The organism is uncultured Succiniclasticum sp. (genome assembly GCF_902793885.1).
Lineage (GTDB): Bacteria > Bacillota > Negativicutes > Acidaminococcales > Acidaminococcaceae > Succiniclasticum.
This window is the reverse complement of record NZ_CADBFF010000006.1, coordinates 42,368-68,340: the sequence shown is the minus strand read 5'-3', so window position 1 is coordinate 68,340 and position 25,973 is coordinate 42,368. Positions and strand designations below refer to the sequence as shown.

Here is a 25,973-nt window from a genome sequence, read left to right as displayed (position 1 = left end):
GAAAACGTAAAGACAGTTTTAAAAGATAATCATAGACAATACTATAAATAGATATAGCTATGAAAACACATCTTCATTTCACACTATTAGCTGAAAAATCGGAAAATGTTGTAACATTTGATACAGATAGAACTAATAGATGTGAAGAAAATGTGAAATGACGGCTATTAACATATGAACAATTGCTCATATGTTATAATATAAGCATGAAATACATATCTACTATTAAACCTTATCCCGAAAGGGATATCAGGGACAGGGAATCGGGAGAACCGTTCCGCAGTCCCGGAGCGCAGGCGCAAGGAAAGGTGAATTAAAATGGCTAAAGAAATCAGAGATCTGGAAGACGTCCGCAGCAGTGCGGAAGACGCCGCAGTACGTACCTTTGCAAAAGGGAGCGGCGTAATGCAGCATGTGGATGCAGTGGAGGAAAACGCTGTAAAAGGAATCGTGGAGCAGCATGCTCACGACCACGTACATGACCACGACCATGTACCGGCTCATTCTCACGGAGAAGGGCTGGCTCACGACCACGACCATGACCATGACCACGGACATGACCATGACCACGGACACGACCACGGACACGACCATGACCACGGGCACGACCACGATCACGACCACGGACATGACCACGATCATGGCCACGATCACGACCATGACCACGACCACGACCATGACCACGGTCACGACCACGGACACGACCATGGGCACGACCATGATCACGACCACGGAAGCTGCGGCTGCGACGATTGCGCAACCCACGACCACAGCGAGCACGAACTGGTGCACCACAATGCGACCTATACCCACGCAGTGCACCTGGCCGGTCATCCGGACAACTGCGAGTGTGCCGCCTGCAACTCCCATGAAGAGTATTGCGATTTCTGCGGCGAAAGCCTGGCACACTGCAAATGCCGTATGCCGGATGCCGACGATGTAAAACGGGTGTACAGCCTGATCAATCTGGACTGCCCCATCTGCGCGGCAAAGATCGAACATAAAGTGAAATCCCTGCCGGGGGTTTCCTATGCGGCCGTCAGCTTCGGCACCAAACAGCTCCGTGTTTCCGCCAAGAATCCGGACGCCATGCTGCCGATCTTCCAGGAGATCTGCCGTTCCTTCCTGTCCTACGTAACCGTAGTACCCAGGGAAGAAGGCCCGGGACAGTCCGATAAATTCCGTACCTACAATGTGGCCGGGCTGGACTGTGCAGCCTGCTCCATCAAAGTACAGGACGCCATTGCCGCCATTCCCGGCGTAAAGATGGCTACCCTGGTGTACGAAACCGGCCAGCTGCGGGTTACCGCCGATAACTATGACGACCTGCTGGGCAAAATGCAGGCCGCTGCGGAAAAAGCCGAAGACGGTGTCACCATTACCGAACGGGTCCGTGCCTCTGCCCAGAAAAAATACCGTACCTATAAGGTGGAAGGCCTGGATTGCGCGGCCTGCTCTGTAAAAGTACAGGACGCCATCGCCGCCCTGCCGATCGTGGATGAAGCCATTCTGGTCTATGAAACCGGCCAGCTCCGGGTCAGCGCCCGCAGCTACGACGGCCTCCTGCCCCAGATGCAGGCGGCAGCCGATAAAGCGGAAGAGGGCGTGACCATTTCCGAAAAAGAACAGTTCGGTGCTGCCAAATTCCGCACCTACGATGTACAGGGCCTGGACTGCGCGGCCTGCGCAACCAAGGTGGAAGACGCCATCAAAGCCATGCCGGAAGTAGAAGAAGCGGTTCTGGTATACGCTACCGGCCAGCTCCGGGTTACCGCCCGCAGCTACGACGGTCTCACCGCCAAGATGCAGGCTGTCACCGACAAGGTGGAAGACGGCGTGACCATTGTGGAACGGGCAGACAACGCGCCGGTTCCGGAACGGAAAAAGGAAAAGAAATCCTTCCTCAGCGAAAATGCAAGGGAACTGGCTGAACTGGTAATCGGCGGCCTTATCTTCATCGTAACCGAGTGGCTGGGCCTGGTTCCCCATGAATACCACATGTACTGCCTGGTGATCGCCTATGTGATCCTGGGTTGGAAGATCGTCCTTACGGCTCTGAAGAACCTGACCAAAGGCGAATTCTTTGATGAAAACTTCCTGATGACCGTGGCCACCCTGGGCGCCTTTGCCATCCAGGCCTGGGAAGAAGCGGTAGGCGTTATCTTCTTCTACCGGGTGGGAGAATGGTTCCAGGACCGTGCCGCAGACCGGAGCCGCGACCAGATTATGGACGCGGTGGATATGCGTCCGGAAGTGGTAAACCTGCTGGTGGGCGACGATGTGAAGGTGATTCCTTCCGCGGAAGCCCGGGTCGGCGATATCCTGCTGGTTCGTGTTGGTGACCGTATCCCGCTGGACGGCGTGGTGGTGGAAGGTGAAAGCCTGCTGGATACATCCCCGGTTACCGGTGAACCCGTACCAGTACGCAAAACCTACGGCGACGAAGTGCTGTCCGGCTGCGTGAACACCTCCGGCATGCTGAAGATCCGCGTGGAAAAAGAACTGCAGGAATCCATGGTCACCAAGATCCTGGACTCGGTGGAAAACGCGGCGGCCAACAAGCCGTATATCGACAAATTCATCACCCGTTTCGCACGGGTTTATACTCCTATCGTAGTAGGGCTGGCCATTCTGGTAGCCGTTGTACCGTCTCTGATTACAGGCGACTGGCATAAGTGGATCTACACCGCGCTGACCTTCCTGGTTATCAGCTGTCCCTGCGCTCTGGTACTGAGCGTGCCCCTGTCCTTCTTTGCGGGCATCGGCGCCGGTTCCAAGCTGGGCATCCTGTTTAAGGGCGGCAACGCCATGGAAATGCTGAAAAACGTGGCGGCTGTGGTCATGGATAAGACCGGCACCGTTACCAAGGGCAACTTCGTGCTGCAGCAGGTGAATCCTGCCGGCGGCGTAAGCGCTGATGAAATCCTCCGGGAGACCGCGGGGATGGAACAGGTTTCCACCCATCCGATCGCCGTCAGCATCGTTAATGCGGCTAAGGAAAAGAACCTGGCGCTGCAGCGTCCGGACCGGTTTGAAGAAATCGCCGGCGAAGGCCTGGTAGCCTACTACGGAAAAGACGTACTGCTGGCCGGCAACACCCGCCTGATGAACCGCTACAAGATCGACTTCAGCGGGTACCAGGCTGCGGCGTACGGCAGCGAAGTGCTGGTAGCAAAGAACGGGACCTTCCTGGGCAGCCTGTTCATCAATGATACCCTGAAAGACGACGCCAAACAGGCTGTGGCGGATATCACCAAACTGGGCCTGACTACGGTTATGCTCACCGGCGACGCCCGGAGAGAAGCGGAAGCGGTTGCTGCGGAAGCAGGCATTCAGGAAGTGCGGGCAGAACTGCTGCCGCAGGATAAGCTGAAAGAAATGAACGACCTGCGCAACAAATACGGCGGCGTCATGTTCGTAGGCGACGGCATCAACGACGCGCCCGTACTGGCCGGCGCAGACGTAGGCGCGGCCATGGGCAGCGGCGCGGACGCAGCCATCGAAGCGGCGGACGTGGTATTCATGAACTCCGAAATGAGCGCGATCCCCAAAGCCATTGCCATTGCCAAGGCGGTCAACAATGTTGCCTGGCAGAACGTGGTGTTTGCCCTGGTTGTCAAAGTCATCATTATGGTGGCGGGCCTCTTCGGCTACGCATCCATGTGGGCCGCGGTATTCGCGGATACCGGCGTATCCGTGCTGTGCGTGCTGAACGCCTGCCGCGTGCTGTATAAGAAATTCTGATTTCGCAGTAACGGAAATCGCGGTTGCAGGCAATCACACGACATGCCTGCAGCCGGACCCTCTAACGGAAACAATAAACGCTCTCACGTTTCCCAGAATCAGCGGCGTCTGCTGTATCCGGCAGACAGAAGGAGGTAAAGCATGAAAAAAATTCTATGCTTTGTGTTAGCAATCGTTTGCCTGCTTGCCGTTGCGGGCTGCGGCGGACACGCGCCGCAACAAGCGGGAGCGCCGGTCCATAAAGAATCCCATACGGAACAGGTACTGCGCGTGGGCACCGACGCGGACTATCCGCCTTTTGAATATTATCAGGAATCCACCAAGGCCTTTATCGGCTTTGATGTGGAGCTGATACAGGGCGTGGCCAGGGAAGCCGGTTACAGCAAGGTGGAGTTCGTGGACCTGGAGTTCAACAATCTGCTGCCGTCCCTGAAGGACGGGCAGGTGGACGCGGTGATCTCCTGCATGAACATGACGGAGGAGCGGAAAAAGGCGGCGGATTTCACGGAACCCTATCTGGCCAGCTCTAACGTGGTGGTTGGAGCTGTGGATGCGCAATTCGGCAGCGCAGACGTCATGAAGGGCAAACGCATTGCGGCAGAGATCGGCAGTATCCACGAGAAACAGGTTAAAAAGTATTCCGATGCTGTCATTGAAACCGGCGGCGCCGACGAAGCCCTGAAGCTGGTCATAGATAAAAAGGCGGACTATGCGGTCATGGATCATTACACGGCACGCTTTTTCATCACCAATTTTTACAACGGAAAGCTGCAGATCGTGGCGACCCTGCCTGACGAATCGGATAACGGGATTGCCATAGCCGTTGCCAAAGGCAATACGACATTGCTGGCCCAGCTGAACGAAGGCCTGAAGAAATATCAGGCGCATGCGTCTTTCCACCAGCTTAGGAACAACTACTTCGGCAAACTGAAATAGAAGGAGCCTGTCTTTTCGCTGCAAAGCACTGAAAAAATTCACAAAATGTTCATAAAAATTAACCCGGTACGGAGACGACGTACCGGGTTTTTGTTTGGCCTGAAAGCGGCTTCAATACAGGGTGTGACAATCTGGAACCCCCCTTGACTGACGGAAAAAATCTATTGTAAAATAAAAGTGGAGTAGTGTGTATATATATATAAGGAACAAGATAATTGGACAACAGATTAATAAATAAAAGTGAAAGATATAAATGTGAAAGAACGGGAGAATCATTATGAAGAAATCAAATCTTGTTTATCTGGCCCTTGTCATGGGGCTGCTTGCGGAAGGTCATGCGGCGGTAGCCGCACCATCGACGGGGGGCGCTGATATCGCAACTCAGGTTGCCCGCTCGAGTGCCGGTGCGCAGATGGAACGGGACCGCCGGGATATAGAACGTGAACGTATCATGGAACAGATTGCGGAGGATGAGGCCGCCAAAAAGAACAAGGTGGAGCAGGGAGAGAAACCTGCTGCAGAAGAAGCAGGAGCGGAGATCAGTTTTGCATTGCAGCAGGTGATCTGGAATCCCACGGAGATTCTGACTAAGGAGCAGATTCAGGCTGTTACGGAATCCTATATCGGAAAGCAAGTCACCCTGAAGGACTTGCGTGAGATGGCAGAAAAGGTTACGAACCTCTACCGGGATAAAGGCTACATGACCTGCGGGGCGGTACTGCCGCCGCAGCGGATCCATGACGGCGTGGTAGAGTTACGGCTGATCGAAGGTAAGACGGGAAACGTAAACCTTACGGGAAACCGCTACACAAAAACCGGATATATCATGAACCGTATGGGCCTGAAACCGGGAGAAGTCGCCAATACGGAGAAACTGAACCGGGATCTGCGCTGGTTCCAGGGGACCAATGACATCCAGCTCCGGGTGGTGATGAAGCCCGGCGCTGAGGAAGGCACCACAGACTACGACATCATGGCCTTTGAGCCCCAGAACCAGTCCGTGACACTTTATACGGACAATGACGGCTACGAAACCAGCGGCCGCTGGCGGGCCGGCATTTTCTACAACATGAAGAGCGTGAGCGGATACCGGGATTCCCTCCGGGCCCACTTTATCGGAAGCCGGGGCACCAAGGCCTGGGGCCTGGGGTACAGCGTTCCCATCTCCCGGAAGGGGATGCGGCTGGACCTGGACTATTCCGGCAACAGGACGAAAGTGGTGAAAGGGGAGCTGGAACCCCTGGGCGTGGAAGGCAGGTCAAACTCGTATTCCCTGACTTTTCGGGCGCCTTTCCATGTGACGGAGAAATCCCGCCACGAAGCGGGCCTCCAGTACGTCCACCAGACGACAAAAACGGATTTTGATCATGGCGCAGTCCCATATGTGGATGACAGGATCGATCGGGTGATACCATATGTTTCCTTCACCCATTACGGGAAAGACAGCGTGCTCTATCACAAACACTCCTTTGTGGTGGCGCGGCGGCGCGATATCGACGGAGATTCCGATACGGCCAAGCTCTACCGGCTCTCTTCCTTCTGGCAGAAGCGCAACAAGGACGGGCAGTTCTGGCAGGCCCGGCTGGACGGACAGCTTGGATCGAGCGACAACCTTGGCGCTTCGGACCGGTTCTTCATAGGCGGGGTCAACAGCGTCCGGGGCTACGAAGAAGGCTTCATCGGCGGCAGCAGGGGTATGGCGGCCAGCATCGAGTACCATATCCCCATAGATAAGGAAAAACGCTTCTTCGTTTACCCCTTCTTTGACTGGGGTACCGTGGGCGGATATGCCGCTCCGGAGCATAATAAGCTGATGAGCGCGGGCCTCGGCTTTGAAGCAAGGTACAAGCACCTGTACAGCACATTGACCGTAGGATTCCCCTTCAAAAAGGACTTTTACGAGGATAAGGTAAGCAGCGCCCGGGTAGATTTCTCCCTGTCGGCTGTTTTCTAAGATAAATAAACAGTACAATCATGGTCCCGCAGGAGAGGTTCTCCGGCAGGGGCAGCTTCCCCCATTGAAAGCGAAAAAGTCCTTTGTAAGTGTAAAAAGGATGAACGGATAGAAAAGGATAACACAGAAAGCAGGTAACTACGATGGCATATGTATATAACAGCAATAAGAGAGGGCGCAAACCGTCACGTTCCAAAACCAAACAGCTGGAACTGCGCAGGATTCTCGCATCCCTGACCATGGCGGCAGGGATTCTTGCCATGCCTTTCAGCGTGGGCGAGGCGGCCATTGTCAGGAAAGAGGGAACGGGACCGGCGATTGCTCCGAACGGGAATGTCTACAACATCGATCCGGAAGGGAGCAACGGCAATTTTGCCTACAACCGGTTCAAAGAATTCAATTTGCCGCAAGACCAGATTGCCAACCTCAAATTCGGTAATGCAGCGACCCTTGCCAATCTGGTGAACAGCAAAGTCACCATCAACGGTATTGTCAATGCCGTGAAAGGCGGAGCCATTGACGGGCACCTCATCTTTTTAAGCCCCAACGGGATTGCAGTAGGGGCGAAAGGTATCATCAATGCGGGGTCGTTCACGGGTATCGTGCCGACGCAAACGAATTTTGACAAGTTATATAACTCTGCCAATCCTGCTACTGACATTACTTTGAATGCTGTTAACACGATCAGGGACGGGGCTTATGCCAACGATAAAGCAATTGACATCAGCGGGCAGATCAACACCCACAGCGGCGTCATGCTGGGCGCGGGCATCATCAACATCAAAGACGGCGCTAAGATTCAGAGCACGAAGAATTTAGATTTTACGAATTTGGTTAAAATCCAAGGCGGGACAGATGCGGGCTTAGGGACATTGACCAAGGTCGAGGGATCCGGCGGAGACATTATCCTGGCGGCGAAGCAGTCATCGGAAGTTAAGGACACCAAAGTTACGAAAGGCCAAAACGGCCAGGATAAGACTGAGGCCAATATTATCCATTTGAGTGAACGCTCTACGGATCTTTCCGCTGCTGTCAACGTTGGGAAGAACGTTACTATCTCCGGCAGCGACGGGGCGGTAAAGCTCACGGCAGAAAGCACCAGCACCTACGAAGACAGCACTCCCATGACCCTGACGAGTGCTATCCTGAAGGACAAGATTCTGGGAGAGGACAAAACAATACTGGATGGCGTCGTCAACAAGCTGGCGGGCAAAGAAGCTGCAGCGAATCAGTCTCTCCTGACCAATTATTCAGTCAAGAAGAACAAGTCGTCTGTCAAAATCGGACAAAACAGTACCATTACAGGTAAAAATATTGACATAGCTGCCACCTCCAAGGTGGAAATTGAACAGTCCATTGCCGTGCCTAAAAGCACAGGCGCGACGGACAGCAACGGCCGGCCGGTAAGTAACTCCAAGGTGGTGGCAACCGTAACGGTTGCCCGCGTTACCAACACAGCAGACGTTGTCATCGACGGCAACCTGACCGCCAAGGGAGCGGATACAGAGGGCAACGGCATTAAGATAGCAGCCAACGCGGACACGAAAGTATCTCTTTCCGCTACTGCTGGTACCGGGGAAGGTAATGCCGTTGCGGCGGGCGTGGCGATTCTGGCCGGAGACACCAAGGCGAAAGTGACGGCGAAGGAGGGCGCGACGGCCCTGACTGCAGCCAATGGCAAGGTATCCGTTGGAAGTACTACGGGCAGCGACATCGACGTGAATGTGGGCGCTGCCGGGGCTACCAGTGCCGTGGCTTCTACGGTAGGCGTAGTCAACTATGACACCAGCGCCGATGTGATTCTTGATCGTTCCATTACGGCGGGCGCGGTGGACATCAACGCGGAAAACAACTATACCGGTCTGAAGCTGACGGTGGACAACACGATAGGGTCGTCTTCAGCAAATACTGGCGGCAACAGCACTGCCCCTGCTGCCGATGATTCGCAGCAGTCAGGCGAAGGGCAGCAGACTGACGGCGGTGCAGCAGGCAGCGAACAAAGGTCCGTCGATCCCACCCGGGTAATCGGAGATGCCTCTGCAGACACCAGCAATAACACCCAGGACGCGCAAACCCGGGACTCCCGGACCGGCATCCAGAATGTCACAGACAGGGTTACGGGCACCAATGCGGGCGGAAACAACGCACAACAAACATCCGCTTTTGGCTTGGGCGCCAGCGTAGGTGTCGTTTCCAACAAAAACGACACCAATGTTACCATTGGAAAGAATGCCGTTATTACGGCTGCACCGGTGGCGAACGGGCCGGACGGTTCTGTCAACGTATCGGCTAAAACCCTGATGACGGCTTCCACTGCGAAGGAAGACGCCCTGCAATTTACTGTGAAGAATACGCTGGGCAATGCCAAAGTGGAAATCGGCGCTGCCGTTCTGGTCAGCAATGTGAAGAACAACGCTACGTTACTGCTGGATACCGATGGGACTCATTCAGCCCAGATCAAAGGCGATAAGGTATCTCTGAGCGCAGCGTCCGGCATGGGAAAATACCCGGCGCCCCCTGAAAAGGATGGAGGAACCACCGGCACCGGAACGGGGACAGGAAGCAATCAAAACACTGGAGCCGGAACGGGGACCGGTACTGGTACTGAAACCGAGACCGAAGAAAAAACCAGCGTCCTGTCTTACACTGTAAGCGCCGAGGGTACATCGGAGGAAGAGACACCCTCTACGTTTGCGCTGTCCGGTTCCGTGGGCGTCAACACCCTGAAGAACAACGCGGTTGTGCTTTTGGGACAGAAGAGCAAGGTGGAAGGTTCTGCCGTAACACTGTCTTCTGATGCTGTCACCGGTGCGGAGGGCACCTACGGCGCCAACGAATCGGAAACCAAAGTAGGCATCGGGGCCTCGGTAGGCATCCAGAACATCCGCGGCAACAGCCTGGTCATGGCCGGGAAAGGCGTGCAGCTTACGGGAACGGAGTCCCTGGAAGCCTCGGCAAACAACGAGATGGACCTGAAGAACAGCGTTCAGAATGCCGGCAAGGGGAATTCTGTCGGTGTTTCGGGCATGGTAGCGCTCAGCTTCGGGGACAGCAACAGCATCGTGTCCCTGGATGATGAAGCAGCCATCAGTGCCGGATTTGCCACTCTCAGTTCCATGAACTCTACCAACGTGGAAAATTCCGCCCGCACCGAATCGAATGGAAACGCAGGCGCCAAAGCATTTGGCATCGGCGTGGGAATTGTCAATTATGATGTGAACAGCATTGCCATGGTCGCAGACAATGGCAGTGGAATCAGTGCGCCCTCCGGCAATACCACGGACGAGGAGAAGGCCGCTCAGAAGATCTATGGGGATGCGAAACTGGCGCGGGATGTGGCCGGGAGTACCCTTGCCGGGAAACTGGGGTCGAAAACGGCCGCCGGCACGAAGGGCAGTATCACCACGGGCGGGCTGGTCGGCACGGCTGTCACTACAGGCATGATCCAGAATGATGCCAAGGCCAACGCCAACGCTGTCCCTAAGGAGAATAACTCTGAAGAAGGCAATAATAATAATGCAAACGGAAACCAGAATTCCGATAACTGGACCCAGTGGACCGAACAGGGCAGGGAAGGAGCCAATGAGGCCGGGACTACTACGCAAAACCTGGAAGAAGACAATGTGACGTCCCAGAATGAGAGCGGCGCCCCCAACGCATCGGGAGCAGGGCGTGAAGCCAGTCAGGCGGCCAATCCGGATGCAACGTCATCAAATCCCACTGAGGTTACGCCTACAAACGCAGGCGCTTCCATCGGCATCGCGGGCAGTGCAGCCCTCACTTTCCTGGGTGGCAGGACGGACGCCGTACTGGATAACGTGACGGTGAATAGCGGAACGGCGGAGGAGCCTGCGCCTGTGGCTGCGGTTTCCCTTTCCGCGACGGATTTCCTCGGCTCCATCACCATTGGCGGAACGGGCGTCAAGAATAAGCTGGAAGAGGGCGGCTCCGGAACCAAGGTGGGCATTGGCGGCACCTTCGCCATGAACAGCTCCAAACGGGATGTGGATTCCCTGATACGAAATGCAGACCTTCCGATGGCGTTGATGGTCTCGAACTCAGCAACTAAGATCGGCATCGAAGTAGCGGCGGGCATGGGAACCAGCACCGGCGACGGCGACGGCACGAATGTCAACGGCGCCGGGGTTGTATATTACAATCGGGCCAAACAGGATGTTCATGCCCTGATGATTAATGATGATGTAATGGGAGCTTCGGTTTCCAATCAGGCCACCAACACTGACTTCCAGATTGCGGGCGGTCTTGCGGGGACAAAAGGAAGCGGCGCAAACACCAGCGTGGGCGTGGGCGGCGCCGTGGCTATCAGCAATCTGGAAAACAACCTGTCCAGTGCTATCATCGGCGGAAACTATACGGTCCTTTCCTCGGTAGATGTGGAGGCCCAGAAGGGTACCACCCAGATCAACGGCGCGCTGGCAGGGACCAAAGGAAGCTACGGCTTCGAAGGCGCTTTTGCTTACGGCAGCGTGAAGAACAATACCCATGCCTATATTTCCGGCGCCACCGTAACGGGCCTCGATGGCAGCGCAGTGAATGTCAAGGCAGGAGAAGTCCCTGTCATTACGACCAATACGCAACTCAACGAAGAGAAAACGAAGGTTGATAACAATATTGATAAAAGCATTGACAGCAATCCCAACAAAATCGATACCAAACATAACTACACCCAGCTTAACAGCGGGACAAAGCAACAGATAAAGACAGACCTGAAGAAACAGGCGAATGACGCCCTGGACAAAGAGGCAGAGACACAGAAAACGAACGAGAAAACCCTGAAAGACGAAGGATTCGACACCACGGGGTCGAGTTATCTCGATAAGAGCAGTAATGTAACATCCTCTCTCAACGATGATGCCTCGAATACCGATGCCGGCGCTGCTGCCGGCGATGCCGCAGGCGATGAGAACGACGCCAAAGACGAACTGGGCCAGAATCATAGTATCACCATCACCGCCGCCATGGGCGGAGGCTGGAACGGTAATGCCGGTGCAGGCGCGGGCATTTCCTACAACTATGTGAAGAACGACATCGCGACGGATATCAAAGACTCCACTATAGCTGCGGACACCGTGAACGGCGAGGCGGTCAGCGACTCCCTCATCGTTTCCGTGGGCGCGGGTGTTGCCGTTGGAGGCAAGTCTTTCAACGGGGCCGGTTCCGGCAGCTGGAACGACCTGAAGAACGATACCAAAGTTACCTTTGAAAACAACACCATTGCAGGGAAAAATATCAGCGAACAGGCGCAAACCACCGGATCCATCATCAATATCGCCGGAGAGGTGGCGGGAGGAAAGGGCATGGCCATGGGCCTGTCCCTTGCCTATAACTCCCTCAACAACACCACGGGGACCTATCTGACGGGCAATACCATTGTCCTGTCCGATGTGGCCTCTGTCAACCTCGCCACTACGAACCTGAGCAAGGCGCTGGCCGTGGCAGGCGGCGTGGACGTGAATATCAGCCAATCCTTTGCGGGTGCCGTGGGAACCGTGGCTATCAACCGGGGCGTCAGCAACACGGAAAGCGTCATCGACGGCAAGAAGGACGGGACAAACACTACGCTGGATGACCTGCAGTCGCTTTCCGTCACGGCTGAGGAACTGACGAAAAAGACCACCGTGGCGGGCGGTATTTCCGTTGGCGGCAAAAAAGTGGGCATCGGCGGCGCCGTGGCTTATTCTGCCATTGGTTCCTCGGGCAACAAGGAGAGACTTCGCGCGGAGATCAACCACGCGGACGTTACCACTACCAAAAACGGCACGATTACAGTTGCCGCTAAGGACGGCCGGATCAATGACAAGAAGGAACTGGAGAGATCCCGCATCACAACTGTGGGCGCCGGCATCGGCGTGGGATGGGGCAAGAACTACTTCAATTTCCAGGGCGCGGCTGCTGTTTCGGATAACTACAAAGACAGCCGGGCTTTCCTGGACAATACGAGTATCAACGCGGATAAAGAACATGCGGGCAATCATCCGGCCATCAATGTTACGGCGGATACCAAGAGCAAGATCAATACCGTGGGCGCCGTGGGCAATATCTCCATCACCGGCAAGGTGACGGGGACTGTGGGCATCGCCATCAACCGCATGGATCAGGATACCAAAGCGGAAATGGCGACGGATAACGGGAAGACCACCGCGGTCAATGCGGGCTTTACCCAGGTTCGGGCCACCGGCGACGGGGATATCCATTCTGTAGGGGTAGGGGCTACTGTATCCGTAGGCGAGTTTGTGACCGCCGCAGGATCCGGAAGCCACAACTACATCGGCAACGATGTGGACGCTATCATCAAAAACCAGAATCTAAAAGCGAACGGCAGCGTAGGCGTGGTGGCCCAGAGCGACGACCGCCTCTATAACTTTGCCGGCGGCTTTAACATTGGCGCCAACACCAGGGCGGCGCTGGGGGCGGCAGCCTCCACCAACAAGATCACCGGCAGTACCAATGCGCTTGTGAGCGGCGGCTCTGTTTCGGCTGCGGATTCGGGTTCTGTTAAGGTTTCGAGGCCGAAGGACGACAAGATTTTCAAAGCGGAACAGCTGAATGTTGCCGTGGCGAGAGACGGGCTCAGCTCCAGCCGCACTGAGGAATCGAAGACCGGCATCGTAGTGGACAGCTCTGCTGCCCATACTATCATATCCCAGCTTTCTTCCGGCGGCGTGGCAGCATCCAGCACCGTGGGGGTCAACCTCTCGGGTACGGTGAACCTCAATACCATTGAAGGGCAAACTACCGCCAAAATCAAGGATACGCATCTCAATTCCTCTGGCAGTTATTCCAATATAAATGTAAATGCCGTAGACTATACCAACTTCGGTTCCTTCACCGGAACGCCCGCTGTGGGCGCCGGGGCGGCGCTGGGAGTTTCTTTTGGCGTGTCCGCCAACTGGGAGACCTATGACCGGACGACGGAGGCGGAGATTTCCTCCACTTCCGCTAAAGCGAAAAAGAATGTGTACGCCAAAAACCTGACCGTGGACGCCACGGCCAAGCACGGATCTTCCGCCCTGTCCTTCGCGGCGGCTGCCTCGGGCGCTAAAATAGGGATTGCTTCCGGCGACAGCATTATGCGCCATAAGTACACAGGTACCATCAACGCGAAACTGGACAAAGTGAACGCTGTCTTTGACGGTAAGGCGGAGATCAAGGCGGAGCACCTTGGCAACAGCCATACGCAGAACATCTCGGCATCTTTGGCTGCCGGCATGATCGCGGTGTCGGCAGGGGCCGGCGTGTCTGTTATGGACAATACAACCACTGTAAAGGCGGAAGTGGCGGACAGCTCTCTGCAGGCAAAGAGCACCGGGAGCGGAAAGGATATTTCGGTCCTGGCGAAGAACGAGAACAACTGGAAGAACACCCTGGTCACCGCCAGCCTGGGCGCCGGTATCGGCGCGGGACTGGCTGCCAACGTGGGCATCTTCAACACCACCGGCGAGACTGCGGCTCTAGTGACCAATAGCGATCTGAAAGCCTACAATGTCAATGTTAACGCAACGGACAGGCTGACAGCGCATGGCACCGGCGGCGTGGGAGCCGGCGGCGTAGGCGGCGTCGGGGTAGCCGTGACCCTGCATAACATCAACAGCAGCGTCAGCGCCCATGTAACAGGCGGTACTGTCACTGCGTCAAATAATATCGACGTGAAAGCGGAAGAAACGCGCAACTTTGACAGCCAGGTGACGGGCGTGGGAGCCGGCGGCATCGGCGTAGGCGTGAACGTAGCCGTTACCTCCATCAACAAGGGCATCACGGATGCCCAGCTTTCCAATGCCAAAGATGAAAACAACAATCCCACGAGCGTCAGCGCGGACACCCAAAATGAGATCAAAAAGCATCTGAACGGGTATGACACGAAGGACGACAAGGGGAATAAAGTACATGTAAGCGGCGTAAACGAAGCGAACGGCCTCCTTGGCGACAGCGACGCAAAGTTCTACGGTTTGAAGAGCGCGGAAAAGGACGACCTCAAAGCGGCAAAGAATACGACCGTCAGCCTTGCTACGCCCACATACGACGAGGGTACGCCTGATACCCGGAAGATGGGCATCCATACGGAAGTCAGCAGCACTATTCTGAAGGCCGGGAATAATGTAAATGTAACGGCGAAGGAGACCAGCGACATTTACGCGAAAAATGTGGGCGTCACTGCGGCCGGAGCTGCGTCCATCAATGTTACGGACGCCATTATCCATACGAACTACGACACGGACGTGACCATGAACAAAGCCACTGTCACGGCCAAGAATGTCAATATCAATGCCCTGCAGACCCAGGCAAAAGATGGCTCCAGTGTGAAAGTGACTGCAGTCACCGTAGGCGCGCTTGCCAGCGTGGGCGTAGGCTATGCCGGTATCGTCAACAGGGGCGCGGCGGATATTGATATCACGAACAGTACCATCAACAGCACCGGGAATGTGACCGTCAGCGCAAAAGACGAAAGCAAGCACCGGTCCGATATCCTCAGCGTGGGCGTGGCGGCTCTGAACGTCACCACCACCTTTGCCAGCGTGGAAAATTACAGCAATGTGGGCGTAACGCTGGATGGGAAGAATGACATCTCCGCCACCGGGAACGTGGCCATTGACGCGAAGAAAGCCAACGCACTGGAAGCCCATACTCAGGGCGTGGGCGTCGGCGGCATCAATGTGGCGGTGAACCATGCCACCATCGAGGACGGGGAGAAGGACAAGGACAGCGGAAAGATCGTCAAGGGGAACGCCACGGCCAAAATTACCGGGACGAACGGCACATTCACTGCCAATTCCTTCCATCTGGGCGCTGCCAACGATACCACGGCGAAACTCAGCGCGGGCAATGTGGCTGTCTCGGTTCTGGGCGTCAGCCGGATGCGGGGCAAGGGCGTCATGGACATGGGCGCAGAGGTCGATGTGGCAGGCGGCGCGTTCAACGCCAAGACGGTGGAATTCACTTCCATGCTCGGAAATGCCAATGGCCGCACTATCGAAGGCAACGTGAAGGGGCACAATATCTCCGTCGGGGCGGTGGCCCCGGATCTGGTTACGCTGACCACCGACGCCACGGGCAAGGTCAATGTAGCGAACAGCACTTTTGGCGAGAATACCAGCCTCATTTTGGACAACGAGTCCTATGTGGACCGCAAGGCGTATATTTATGACGTCACTGCAGGCGGCGTGGCTGTGGGCAATTCCAGTGCGGACATCTACGGCAAGGAAACGCTGGAAAGCACCCTTACGGGGAAAGCTGATATGACGAATAAGCTGTCTAAGCTGCAAGTTGCGACCTATGGCGAGAATACGGGCAAAGCCTTGGCCGACGCAGGCGGCGGCGGACTGGTGGGCTACGTGGGCGCCCATGTAGATAACAAATCCACCAATAACGTAAGCAGCACCCTCGTCGGCAAGTGGGAGACCACAGGGGAAGTCTATGTTGTGGCGGCCCAGAAGGACGAAACGCGCCTCACCGCCAAGGAAGGGCACGGCGGCGTCATCGGCGTGGGCGGCACCAGTGTGGACAACACCATTAAGACTACCGCCAATGCTACGGTGGCGGACGGCACAGAAATTACCGCCGACCGGGTTCATGTGGGTACGGGAAATTCCGTTACCACCGGAGCTTATGACGATGTGGACAACAAAGGGAACAAAGATGCGCAGACCTACACACTGCAGGATCATTTCGGCGGCGTCATTTCCGGCAACCGTCTGCGCAGCTTGCTGGATATTACGGAAAACGGTACGGTTACTATTGGCAAAAACGCGAAGATTACCACTAACAAGCTGCAGGAGTTTATCGCGGCCTCCCAGAACGACCTGACGAACCATGCGTCGGCCAAGGGCGGCGGCGCAGTAGGCGTTGTGGATGCGGTAACTGAGAACATACTCACCATCAATAATAGGGTGAACGTAAATAGCGGTGCAATTCTCAGCAACGAAAAGTCGGCCTCCACGGAAGATATTATCCTCGCCGCCTATGACGAACATAAATTAAAATCCCATGCCGAGGCTACAGTAGGAGGCGTGGCCGGTGTTATGGTTTCCAAGAACCTTACCACCATGAACCGGACGAGCGAGGTGGATGTGGCGGGAAACATTGAAAGCAGCAGCAATGTGGGCCTTTATGCCGGCGCCGACGACGACGGCGTTCTCTCTAATTTGAACGTTGACCTCAAGGCGGGCGTCTATAACTATACCGCTATTCCAGTTTCTTCCCCCACGGTGCGCTATAACAAAGATGGCGACGACAAAGCTATCGGCGCGGACGACGGCATGGTGGCTGTAAGCGGTACCGTCCGCTCCACGAAGGATATCAATGTCATTGCCAGCGGCGGCAAGGAAAATGTAGTTACGGACGAGAGCAAGTGGGCATGGGTGAACGGTGGCAAAGAAATCAACAAGAAATTCCTGTCCTCTAATGCGGTCTCGACAGAAGAGGCTATGCCAAAAACGAGTACTGTCAACGTAACCGGCGCCCTGATTGCAGGTAATGCCGATCCCATCAATGTGACCATTAAAGGCAGCGTGGCGGAGGGCCTGTCTGTCGAGATTCCTGACGAGTTAGCGGAATCTAAGGCCAACCTGAGAGTGAAGAACGGTATTACCCAGGGAACCTTTGACTATGCCAATACCCTGAACGCACGGCTTACGGAACTGAAAAAATTGATTGCCGCTTATGAAGGAGACGAAACCAAAATGGCGGCCTATATCGCCGAGCGTACCAGAATCCAGAATAAAATGAGCGATATGGGACTGAGTAACGATTCCAATTGTCCCGTTTACTATGTGGAAATTCCGGACATCGCTGCCAGTGGCGGAAATATCAACGTGCAGGCCAGTGACTTTACCGGCACGGGGATACTGGAGGCCAACTCCGCTCCATCCATTACCATTACGAACGAATCAGACGCCTATCTGAAGCTGAACAACATTCTCATGGGCGAAAAAGGCGGTCAAATTATCTATAATATAGATAACGTTATTCCTCCGGGTCCGGAGAAGGGGAATGCGGAAATCAACAAATTTAATGTCCAAACAAATGGCGCAGCGTTTAGTAAAATTAATGGTACAACCGAAAGCACAGCAGCCGGACTGCAGGTGCTGAACACAAAAACCTTTAGCGGGGGCAAGACGAGTACCATAAAGTTGACGTCGAAGCTGGAACAGGAGATTGACAACAGTGATTTGACGAACGCAGAAAAGACGCAGTACAAAAAAGATATAAGTGATGGAAAATTTAAATATACCGCCATTACCGATGTGGAGGTAAACGGTAAGATTAGCAACTTCCACGGCAATGTGACCATTAATAATGCCAGTGGAGATATTCGTATCAGCAGCGGGACGACGGCTCGTCCTACCGGCGTGGAGGGGAACACGGTAACCCTTGTTGCAGCCAATGGCACCATTGCCCAGGATTACAAGGAGGGCATTGTCAACATAAACGGCGATCCGGAAAAGTACCTGGCAACACAGGCTGCTAACATGAAAAAGGCTCTTGGTCTGAGCGACACGAGTACGGAATCAAAGAGCAAAACCGAGAACTATTCTCGAACCGATTCCTCTCAGATGGCTACGGGCTATATCGCCGGACGGGATGTCTACGTGTCCGCTTCTAACATCAATGTGAACGGCCTCATTCAGAGCGGCTACAAGAGCTACAACGCCGAGGTGACCGATGCGCAGCTTGCTGCGGCGAAGACACGGCCCGCATCGAAATCGGTTGTTGTTCAGAACCGCACCATGTACAAAGTCAACGACGGCGGCGCCAAGTGGAACGCTACGGACAAAGTGTTTGACTATGTTCCGCAGGTTTATTGGGATCCCTCCACGGAAAAGTTAGTGGTGGAGGATATCGAAACCGCAGGCGGTAAGGTCTATCTGACGGGCATGATTGCCAGCACCGGCCAGGGTAAGATTCTGGCTGCGGACGGTGCGGCGGAAATCTCTGTGGTCAATAACACCGCTTTGGATATGAACATGGGCAACGTCCTCAACAACCAGCGCGTGGGTAGCATCACCATCGCCGACACGGCCAAGAACACCTGGACCGAGTACAAGAAGGGGCAGACGCGCACCATTACTGACTATTCCACTTATTTGGCCAATTTGAAGAAGCACCCGGAATGGGTCGATCCATATGATGGGGCGCAGAAATCGGACAATGATCTTTCCACCACAAAAACTATGAGCTATACTGTCAAGGGCGGACAGTCCTACAGCTGGATTAGCGGCAATAGCGTTGAGACAAACCAAACGTTTGAGCACTATGTGCGAAAGGGTTTGTGGGGCGCAATTGAGACAGTGAATGAAACTCAGCTTAAAGAGATGGCAAAGACGAAAGCACCCATTGAAAAAAACGAGGCAGCGAGATTACAGCTGCCCGAAGGTGCCGTTATTTCGCAGGGAAGCAACAATTTAGCAAGCGGCAAACTGCAATTGGATGGGAGTGCTCGTGTCCTGAGTTCGGAGATTTTAGAGAGATCGCACGAAGAATGGCGTAGCGGTTTCCTGGGCTGGTTCAAACATACCAGAGATCGTTGGAAAACCGGAACAAAAACCATTCAACTCTTCAACTACACCTTGAACGCATCCCAGCCCATCACCATCGGGTTGATTGGCGCAGAAAAGGGCAGCATCAACATCGAAAGCAAGAATACTGCAGGCGGCAGTATCAACCTGACGGGCAATGTGGCGAACTCTCATAATGAGGCTACGCTGAATATCAGCTCCAAAGCGGGGGGCATTACCCAGTTTGATAACACTACCCTGAAGAGCGAAATCGTGAACCTGACGGCGAAAAACGATATTAAGAATATCCATCTCGCTTCTGTGGGCACGGCGGTTAAAGACGCTAACGGCAAAGTCACTTCGGTGACGGACAACATCAAACTCAGCGCCGTTTCTACCGGCAATGGGGATATCGACGTCACCGCTGTCGGCGGCATACTGGAGAATCAGTCCCTTCGCGGGAACGTGACAATCGTGGCGCTTAAGAGCCAGGACGGAAACGTTGGATTCAAGAATGACGCGGCTTTGGGGGATGTGACCCTGAATGCAGCAGGCAATATCACCCAGTCGGGCAGCGGTACTACCGTAGAAGGCCGGGGCATCAACCTGACCAGCAAGGAAGGCGGCATTGGTTCTGCAGGTCAGGCTGTCAACATTGCAGGCTCGGATCTGGTCTATTCCACGGATCGCTACGGCGCACAGGTCAACGCCGGCGCCAAGGGCAGCATCTACCTGACGGAGGCGGCTGCTGGCGGCGATATGCGCGTGGGTAAAATTGAATCTAAAGAAGGGGACGTGACGCTGACCATTACAAACGGTGGCTTCATTGACGGACTTCAACGCGATGACAAATCAGGTTCCTTAGACAGCGTAGACGAAATGGTACATCGCTGGATTGATGCCGGAGTAATCGACGGCGAAAAGGATGCCAAGGGGAACTATACCTACAAGGGGGCTTACATAGAGGGTCTGGAGAAGAGCCGCGACGAATACAAGGCCAATGTGGAAGCGGCGTATGATGTCGCCAATGGCGGAAAGACCCAGGCTGAATGGAAAGCAGAATACGACGACCGGCAGACGGTGGTAAAGGGAATCTATGCTTCCGCGGAATATCGCGTCTACCTGATCGATAAGGCGAAGTACGACAAGCTTACCCCAGCGCAATGCAGAACACTGGCAGACAATGGGGACAAGGATTTCTTATCCTATTCGGAGAAAGCGGAGAAGTATTCCCAGTACGCCAATTACGCAACGGCGGATGCCTATCTGAAAGACACTGCCGCCTATAAATATTCCCAATATGCCGACGCAAATGCATATCTGGCGAATGACGTCACCTATAAGGATTTGGTAGCCAAAGCGGCGCATCCTACCTTTGAGTGGACAAAAGACATGATGCTATACGCTGTCAGCGATGCGCTGGTGAACAAAGCCAGCGGCAGCAGCGCCCAGACGAAAGGGGCCGCCAATGTGCTGGGTAAGAATATTACGCTGAAAGCTGCTAAGGGCGGCGTGGGCAGTCTTTCTGACACGACCACAAGGATTTCCGTGGAGGACCTGACCGGAAACAAGCAGATTGAAAACATGAAGAAGCTCATGAATGTGGATGCTTCCGATGTTACTGCTGTACGGGATGCCAACAACAATTTGCTAGCCTTCGAGATCAAGGGCAATCTGCCGTTGGGCATCAGGGCAACCGGTACGCTGAACGTGGAGGCCGGCGGCAACGTCTCCGTGGCGGGCCGTAAGGATGCGACAGAGCATTCCGCCATCAAGGTGGGAACGATTAACGCCACGAATAACAGCGCAAAGGGCAATGTGCGCCTGTATTCGGAAAAGGGCATCTACAATGCAACGAATGTAAATACTACCAATATCAGGGCTAACAACCTGACTCTGGCCGGCGGCAAGGAGAGCATCGGCGAAGAGAATAAGCCGCTGACCGTTTCCCTGACCGGGGATCTGACAGAGGCCCGGGCCGACAAAGATGTGTTCATTAAAAACATGAACAATAACGATTATCTCCGTTTGGGCGCCATGTTCGCAGGAAACACGATTTCCGTTACAAGCGAAAAGGGCTTCAAGATGAGCAGCGCCAATTCGGGGATTGCGGAATCCTACATCCAGGCCGGCAAGAAGCTGGTGTTCGATACGAACAAGACCACCGGCATTGTGGGCGAAGCGGGCAATGCGATCCGCATCCTGAATGACCGCGCCCCGGTGAACATCGAAGCGGGATCCGCGTATATCCGGGGCGTCCATAACGGAACCCTGGTGCTTGGGAATATCGATACCAAGGGTGAATTCGTCGCGGAAAGCGATGATAAGCTGTCCGTGGGACGGGAAGAAGAAAAGAACAGCGCCGGTATGGTTGAGAAAGAGGCGGTGAAAGGTTCCGTCAAGACCGGCGGCAATGCGACGCTTTCCGCTGCATCCAGTCTGACGCTGGACGGTACGGTAACAGTGGGCGATCTGCAGAATGCGAAGAAGACGCTGACGCTGAAAGCGGTCAGCGGGAATATCACCCAGACAGACAAGGGCGTCATTACCGCTGATACGGTCCAGACCTTCAACGGCAAATCCCTGCTGTTGGAAAATACGAATAATCAATTCAATAACATCACTGTGGACGGTATCACGACTGACAAGGGAGAAAAACCGGCCATTGACGGCAGTGTTCGCATTAAGGACAATGCCGGTGCGTTGACCGTTGCGGTCAACCGGAATGTGACAGGGGATATCTCTGTCGAAAACCTCCGCGCTAACGGTACGCTGACCAACAAGGGGAATCTTACCGCTACAGACAACATTGACCTGACAGCGAAGGGTAACCTGACGCAGGGAGCGAATACGACTCTCACCGCAGGGAAGAATGTGGCGCTGACTTCGGCAAGTGCGGGCATTACCCAGAACGCAACGGCGGGTATCCGGGCGCAAAAGGTGACTGCCGTCAGCGCTAAGAGTGTGGATTTGCAGGGTGCGGGTAACCAGTTCAGCGTTCTTGCAGTGCAAGGCGCAAACGGGAATGCGGCCATCCAGGGCAGCGTTTTGGTACTGGACAGCGCGGACAAGCTGGAACTTTCCATCCAGCCCGTGATCAACGGCAATATTACAGTAGAAAACAAAAAAGCCAAAGGCGTGCTCCAGGTCAGCTCGGAACTTCAGGCGAAGGGCAATGGAACGGACGCTAAAGGCGATATTTCGCTGAAATCTGACGGAAGCCTGCAGAATAATCGCAAGATTGCAGCGGCTAACGACGTGAAACTTACGTCTATCAGCGGAGATGTTTCCATCAATGGCGATATTTCCACCGGGAATAAAGAACCCGAAAAACTGGATCCTAATAATCCTGTACTTCTGGAGGGAACATATAATGAACTGATGGTTCATGCGGGCGGCGCCATTCAGGAAGCGGCGGACGTGAAGATCGATACGCCGGTGGTGGAGACATACAGCGGAAAAGGAGTGTCCATGGAAAGTACGAATAATACCTTTGGGTACTTCCTGGCTGACGCCCTGGAAGGCAGCTCGCTGATTGATGGCAGTGTCAAAGCTGTATCCAACTATGCCGGCGGAGAAGACAAGATCTTCACGGCAGGTTTAGGCGCAAGTGTCCGGGGGGATGCGGAGTTTACCAATATCCACCCGGACGGAGGCCTGGGCCTTCTGATATGGCATCCTGACGATGAAAACAGAGAGGTTCAGGTTCTGGGCGGGAATGGAGCCCAGGGATCCCTGATTCTTAAATCCAGTCAGGATGTGGGCCTGCTTGGGAACGCCAATGCGGCGCAGGATATTGTGATTGAAGCAGCAGACGGGGCGTTTTTCGGTCTCGGCAGAAACATGGTTGCAGGAAACGATGTCCGCGTGACAGTGGGAGAAGGGGTTTATTATGTTGGCGCAACGATCCATGCGGGACATGATATCGATATGCAGGCTTTGAAACCCGCTTCTCTGAAGGAAAACAGCGGTATCTACATTGGTGCTTTGCCGAATAATATCGAAGTAACAGACAGCTCGGCTGTGGGCAAACTAACTGCGCTTACGGCGGATAACAAGGTTCATTTTGCTGTGAATGGGAATGGAAATATCGGGTTGGAAGGCAACGTTACTGCCATAGCCGGGGACGTTGTTGCGGATATTTCCGGTGAAGGCAGCGTCGTCATTACCAAGTCTGTTGCGTCCGAGAATGGAAGCGTATCGTTAAAAACGGAAAAAGGGGATATTTTCATCGGCACCGATAACGTGAAGGATGATATGACGGTATCGGCGAAAAAGAATGTAACCATTGAAACCGACCCGGGCACCATCTATATTCTGGGCAAGACAATCACGGAAACCGGCGATATCACCATGACAGCCGGAAAGGATAAGTATGAAGAGGGAACGGCTAACGGAAACTTCATCATTCGTGATGACGGCAAACTGATCTCCGGCGGAGGCATCAACTTGAACGGCCGGAACGGCGACATCCATATTACGGACGATATTCAGGCCCGGAAAGGCATTAATGCCACAATTAAAGAGAAGGGCAGCGTCATTTTTGACAGAGATGTAAATGTTACGAATGATCTGAGTATTTCCACAGACGAAGGCAACATCTCCATCGGGAAAGCCATCAACTCGACCGAGGGAACGGTATCGCTGCAGACCAAAAACGGCGATATCCTGGTAGGCCAGGACATTACCGCCGGGAAAGACGTTGCGATTTCCACTCAGGATGGCAATATCGTCGTAGGCGATACGAAATCGGGGAACGATGGCGATATCCTGTCCAAGAACGGAAATGTTTCCATCCGGACAGACAAAGGATCCGTCGGAATCGTGAAGACCGTAACGGCTGAAAAAGGCAGCATTGAAATTTCCTCCGGGGATGGGGATATCCTCATCGGCAACAATGGCCCGGATGTGAAGACGGTTTCGGCCTACAAGGATGTAAGCCTGCTGGCGGAAAAAGGCAAAATTACAGTTTCCGGCAAGACCTCCGCGGAGACGGGGGACGCTACCTTATTGGCCGGAAACGAGACCTATGTAGCGGGCGAAGCCGGTCAGAACATTATCATCGACCATTACGGCGAGGTGAAGGCCGGCAATGACGCTACCGTGATCGTGGTGAACGGCGACATCCACATGACGGATAAGATAACCGCGGGACACGACTTCAATTTTGAAACGCGGGAGCAAGGCGATATTCTGGTCGACAAAGATATCGCCGTTGTAAACGATATGTCCATGAAGACGGAAAACGGTAAAGTCGTCGTGGGTAAGGATGACGGCACCGGCAAGATTGTTGCCGGCGGTGATGTGCAGATTGAAACGAAGAATGGCGACGCCACCGTCAAGACATCCATCACCTCCACCGGCGGCAGCGTATCCATGGATCTGGACCACGGCAATATCAAGGTTGGCGAAGTGAAGACCGAAAACGCCATCCTGGCCAAGAACGATATCAACCTGAAGGTAGCGGACGGCACTATTACCGTGAACGGTACCACCAAGACCCAGGAAGGCAGTATCACGGTAGAAGCGCTGGATGACGCGACGAACGGCACAGCTGCCAAGAATATCGTGATCACCCATGACGGTAAGCTGGATTCGGGTCTCGACCTGACCCTGCATACCTCTAACGGCGGTATCAACGTAACGGATGATACCCTGGCCAAACAGAACCTGACCGTGACGGTAGATAATGTAGGCGATGTAAACTTTGAACGGAATGTGGACGTGACCGGCAACGTGGTTGCGAAGACAGGCACGGGTAATATTACCATAGGTAAAACGATCACCACAGGTCAGGATGTAACCATGACTGCGGGCACTGGCGACATTCTGGTAGGCGAAGACGTAACCGCAGGCGGGAAGGTGAAACTGGACGTAACGACGAGTGGTAACGTTATCGTCGGCGAAGCGGACGGAACCGGCAAGATTACCGCTGCCGGAGCTGTGGACATTGCAACGAAGAACGGCGGCACAACGGTGAAGACATCGATTACTTCTACCGGCGACAGCGTATCCGTAAAAGCAGAGCAAGGCAATATCTATGTTGGTGAAGTGGATACATCAAAGGCGATCCTGGCGAAGGAACGTAACGGATGGCGCCATCACTGTGAACGGTACGACCAAGACCCAAAATGGCGATATTACTGTAGAAGCGCTGGATAAGGAAAAGAAAGGCACAGGGAACATCGTAATCACCCAGAATGGTAAGCTGGATTCGGGGCGAGACCTGACCCTGCATACATCGAACGGAAGTATTGACGTAACGGGCAATACCCTGGCCAAAGAGGATCTGACCGTAACAATCGAAAATGTTGGTAATGTAACCTTTGAGCGGAATGTGGATGTAACCGGCAACGTGGTTGCGAAGACGGGCACGGGTAATATTACCATAGGTAAAACGATCACCACAGGCAAGGATGTAAGCATGACTGTGGATACCGGCAATGTCAAGATAGGGGCCAATGTAAACGCAGGCCAAAATGCCAACATGCAGGTGGGAACGGGCCACATCGAAGTCGGCGAAGACGTAACCGCGGGCGGCAAGGTGAAGCTGGATGTAACGAAGTCCGGCAGCGTTACCATTGGCGAAACTGACGGTACCGGCAATATCCGGGCTGTCGGCGATGTTGTCATCAGCACAAAGAATGACGGTACACTGGAAAAGAATGGCACAACGGTGAAGACATCCATTACTTCTACCGGAGGCAGCGTGGACATCACTGCGCAGACCGGTAACATCAAGGTTGGCGAAGTTCCTACATCAAACGCAATTCTGGCGAAGGAGAATATCAACCTGAACGTAACGGATGGCGCCATCAGAACGTAAC

The 25,973-nt window shown here is 54.3% G+C and carries 5 protein-coding genes; all 5 read left to right on the top strand.

All coding sequences use genetic code 11. The features are described 5' to 3' along the window. The first annotated feature begins 318 nt into the window (after nt 1-318). The 5 genes from QZV31_RS04525 to QZV31_RS04505 all read left to right on the top strand — a co-directional run bounded on the left by QZV31_RS04525 (nt 319) and on the right by QZV31_RS04505 (nt 25,972). Complete coding sequence (locus tag QZV31_RS04525; protein ID WP_295358564.1) at nt 319-3,744, top strand: heavy metal translocating P-type ATPase; 3,426 nt, start codon at nt 319-321, stop codon at nt 3,742-3,744. Between the two features lie 141 nt (nt 3,745-3,885). After that, a complete protein-coding gene (locus tag QZV31_RS04520) occupies nt 3,886-4,680 on the top strand; it encodes a transporter substrate-binding domain-containing protein (RefSeq protein ID WP_295358562.1) in 795 nt (264 codons plus the stop codon). A 277-nt stretch (nt 4,681-4,957) separates the two neighbouring features. Continuing rightward, the gene (locus QZV31_RS04515) at nt 4,958-6,634 is read left to right on the top strand and encodes a ShlB/FhaC/HecB family hemolysin secretion/activation protein (protein ID WP_295358560.1); all 1,677 of its coding nucleotides are present in this window, start codon (nt 4,958-4,960) and stop codon (nt 6,632-6,634) included. A gap of 143 nt (nt 6,635-6,777) precedes the next feature. Beyond that, nucleotides 6,778-25,308, top strand: coding sequence for a hypothetical protein (locus QZV31_RS04510; protein ID WP_295358558.1), 18,531 nt, complete (start codon nt 6,778-6,780; stop codon nt 25,306-25,308). Next, entirely contained in the window at nt 25,253-25,972 is a 720-nt protein-coding gene (locus QZV31_RS04505) for a hypothetical protein (RefSeq protein ID WP_295358556.1), read from the top strand. Before QZV31_RS04510 ends, QZV31_RS04505 begins: the two co-directional genes overlap by 56 nt. Nucleotide 25,973 lies beyond the last annotated feature (1 nt).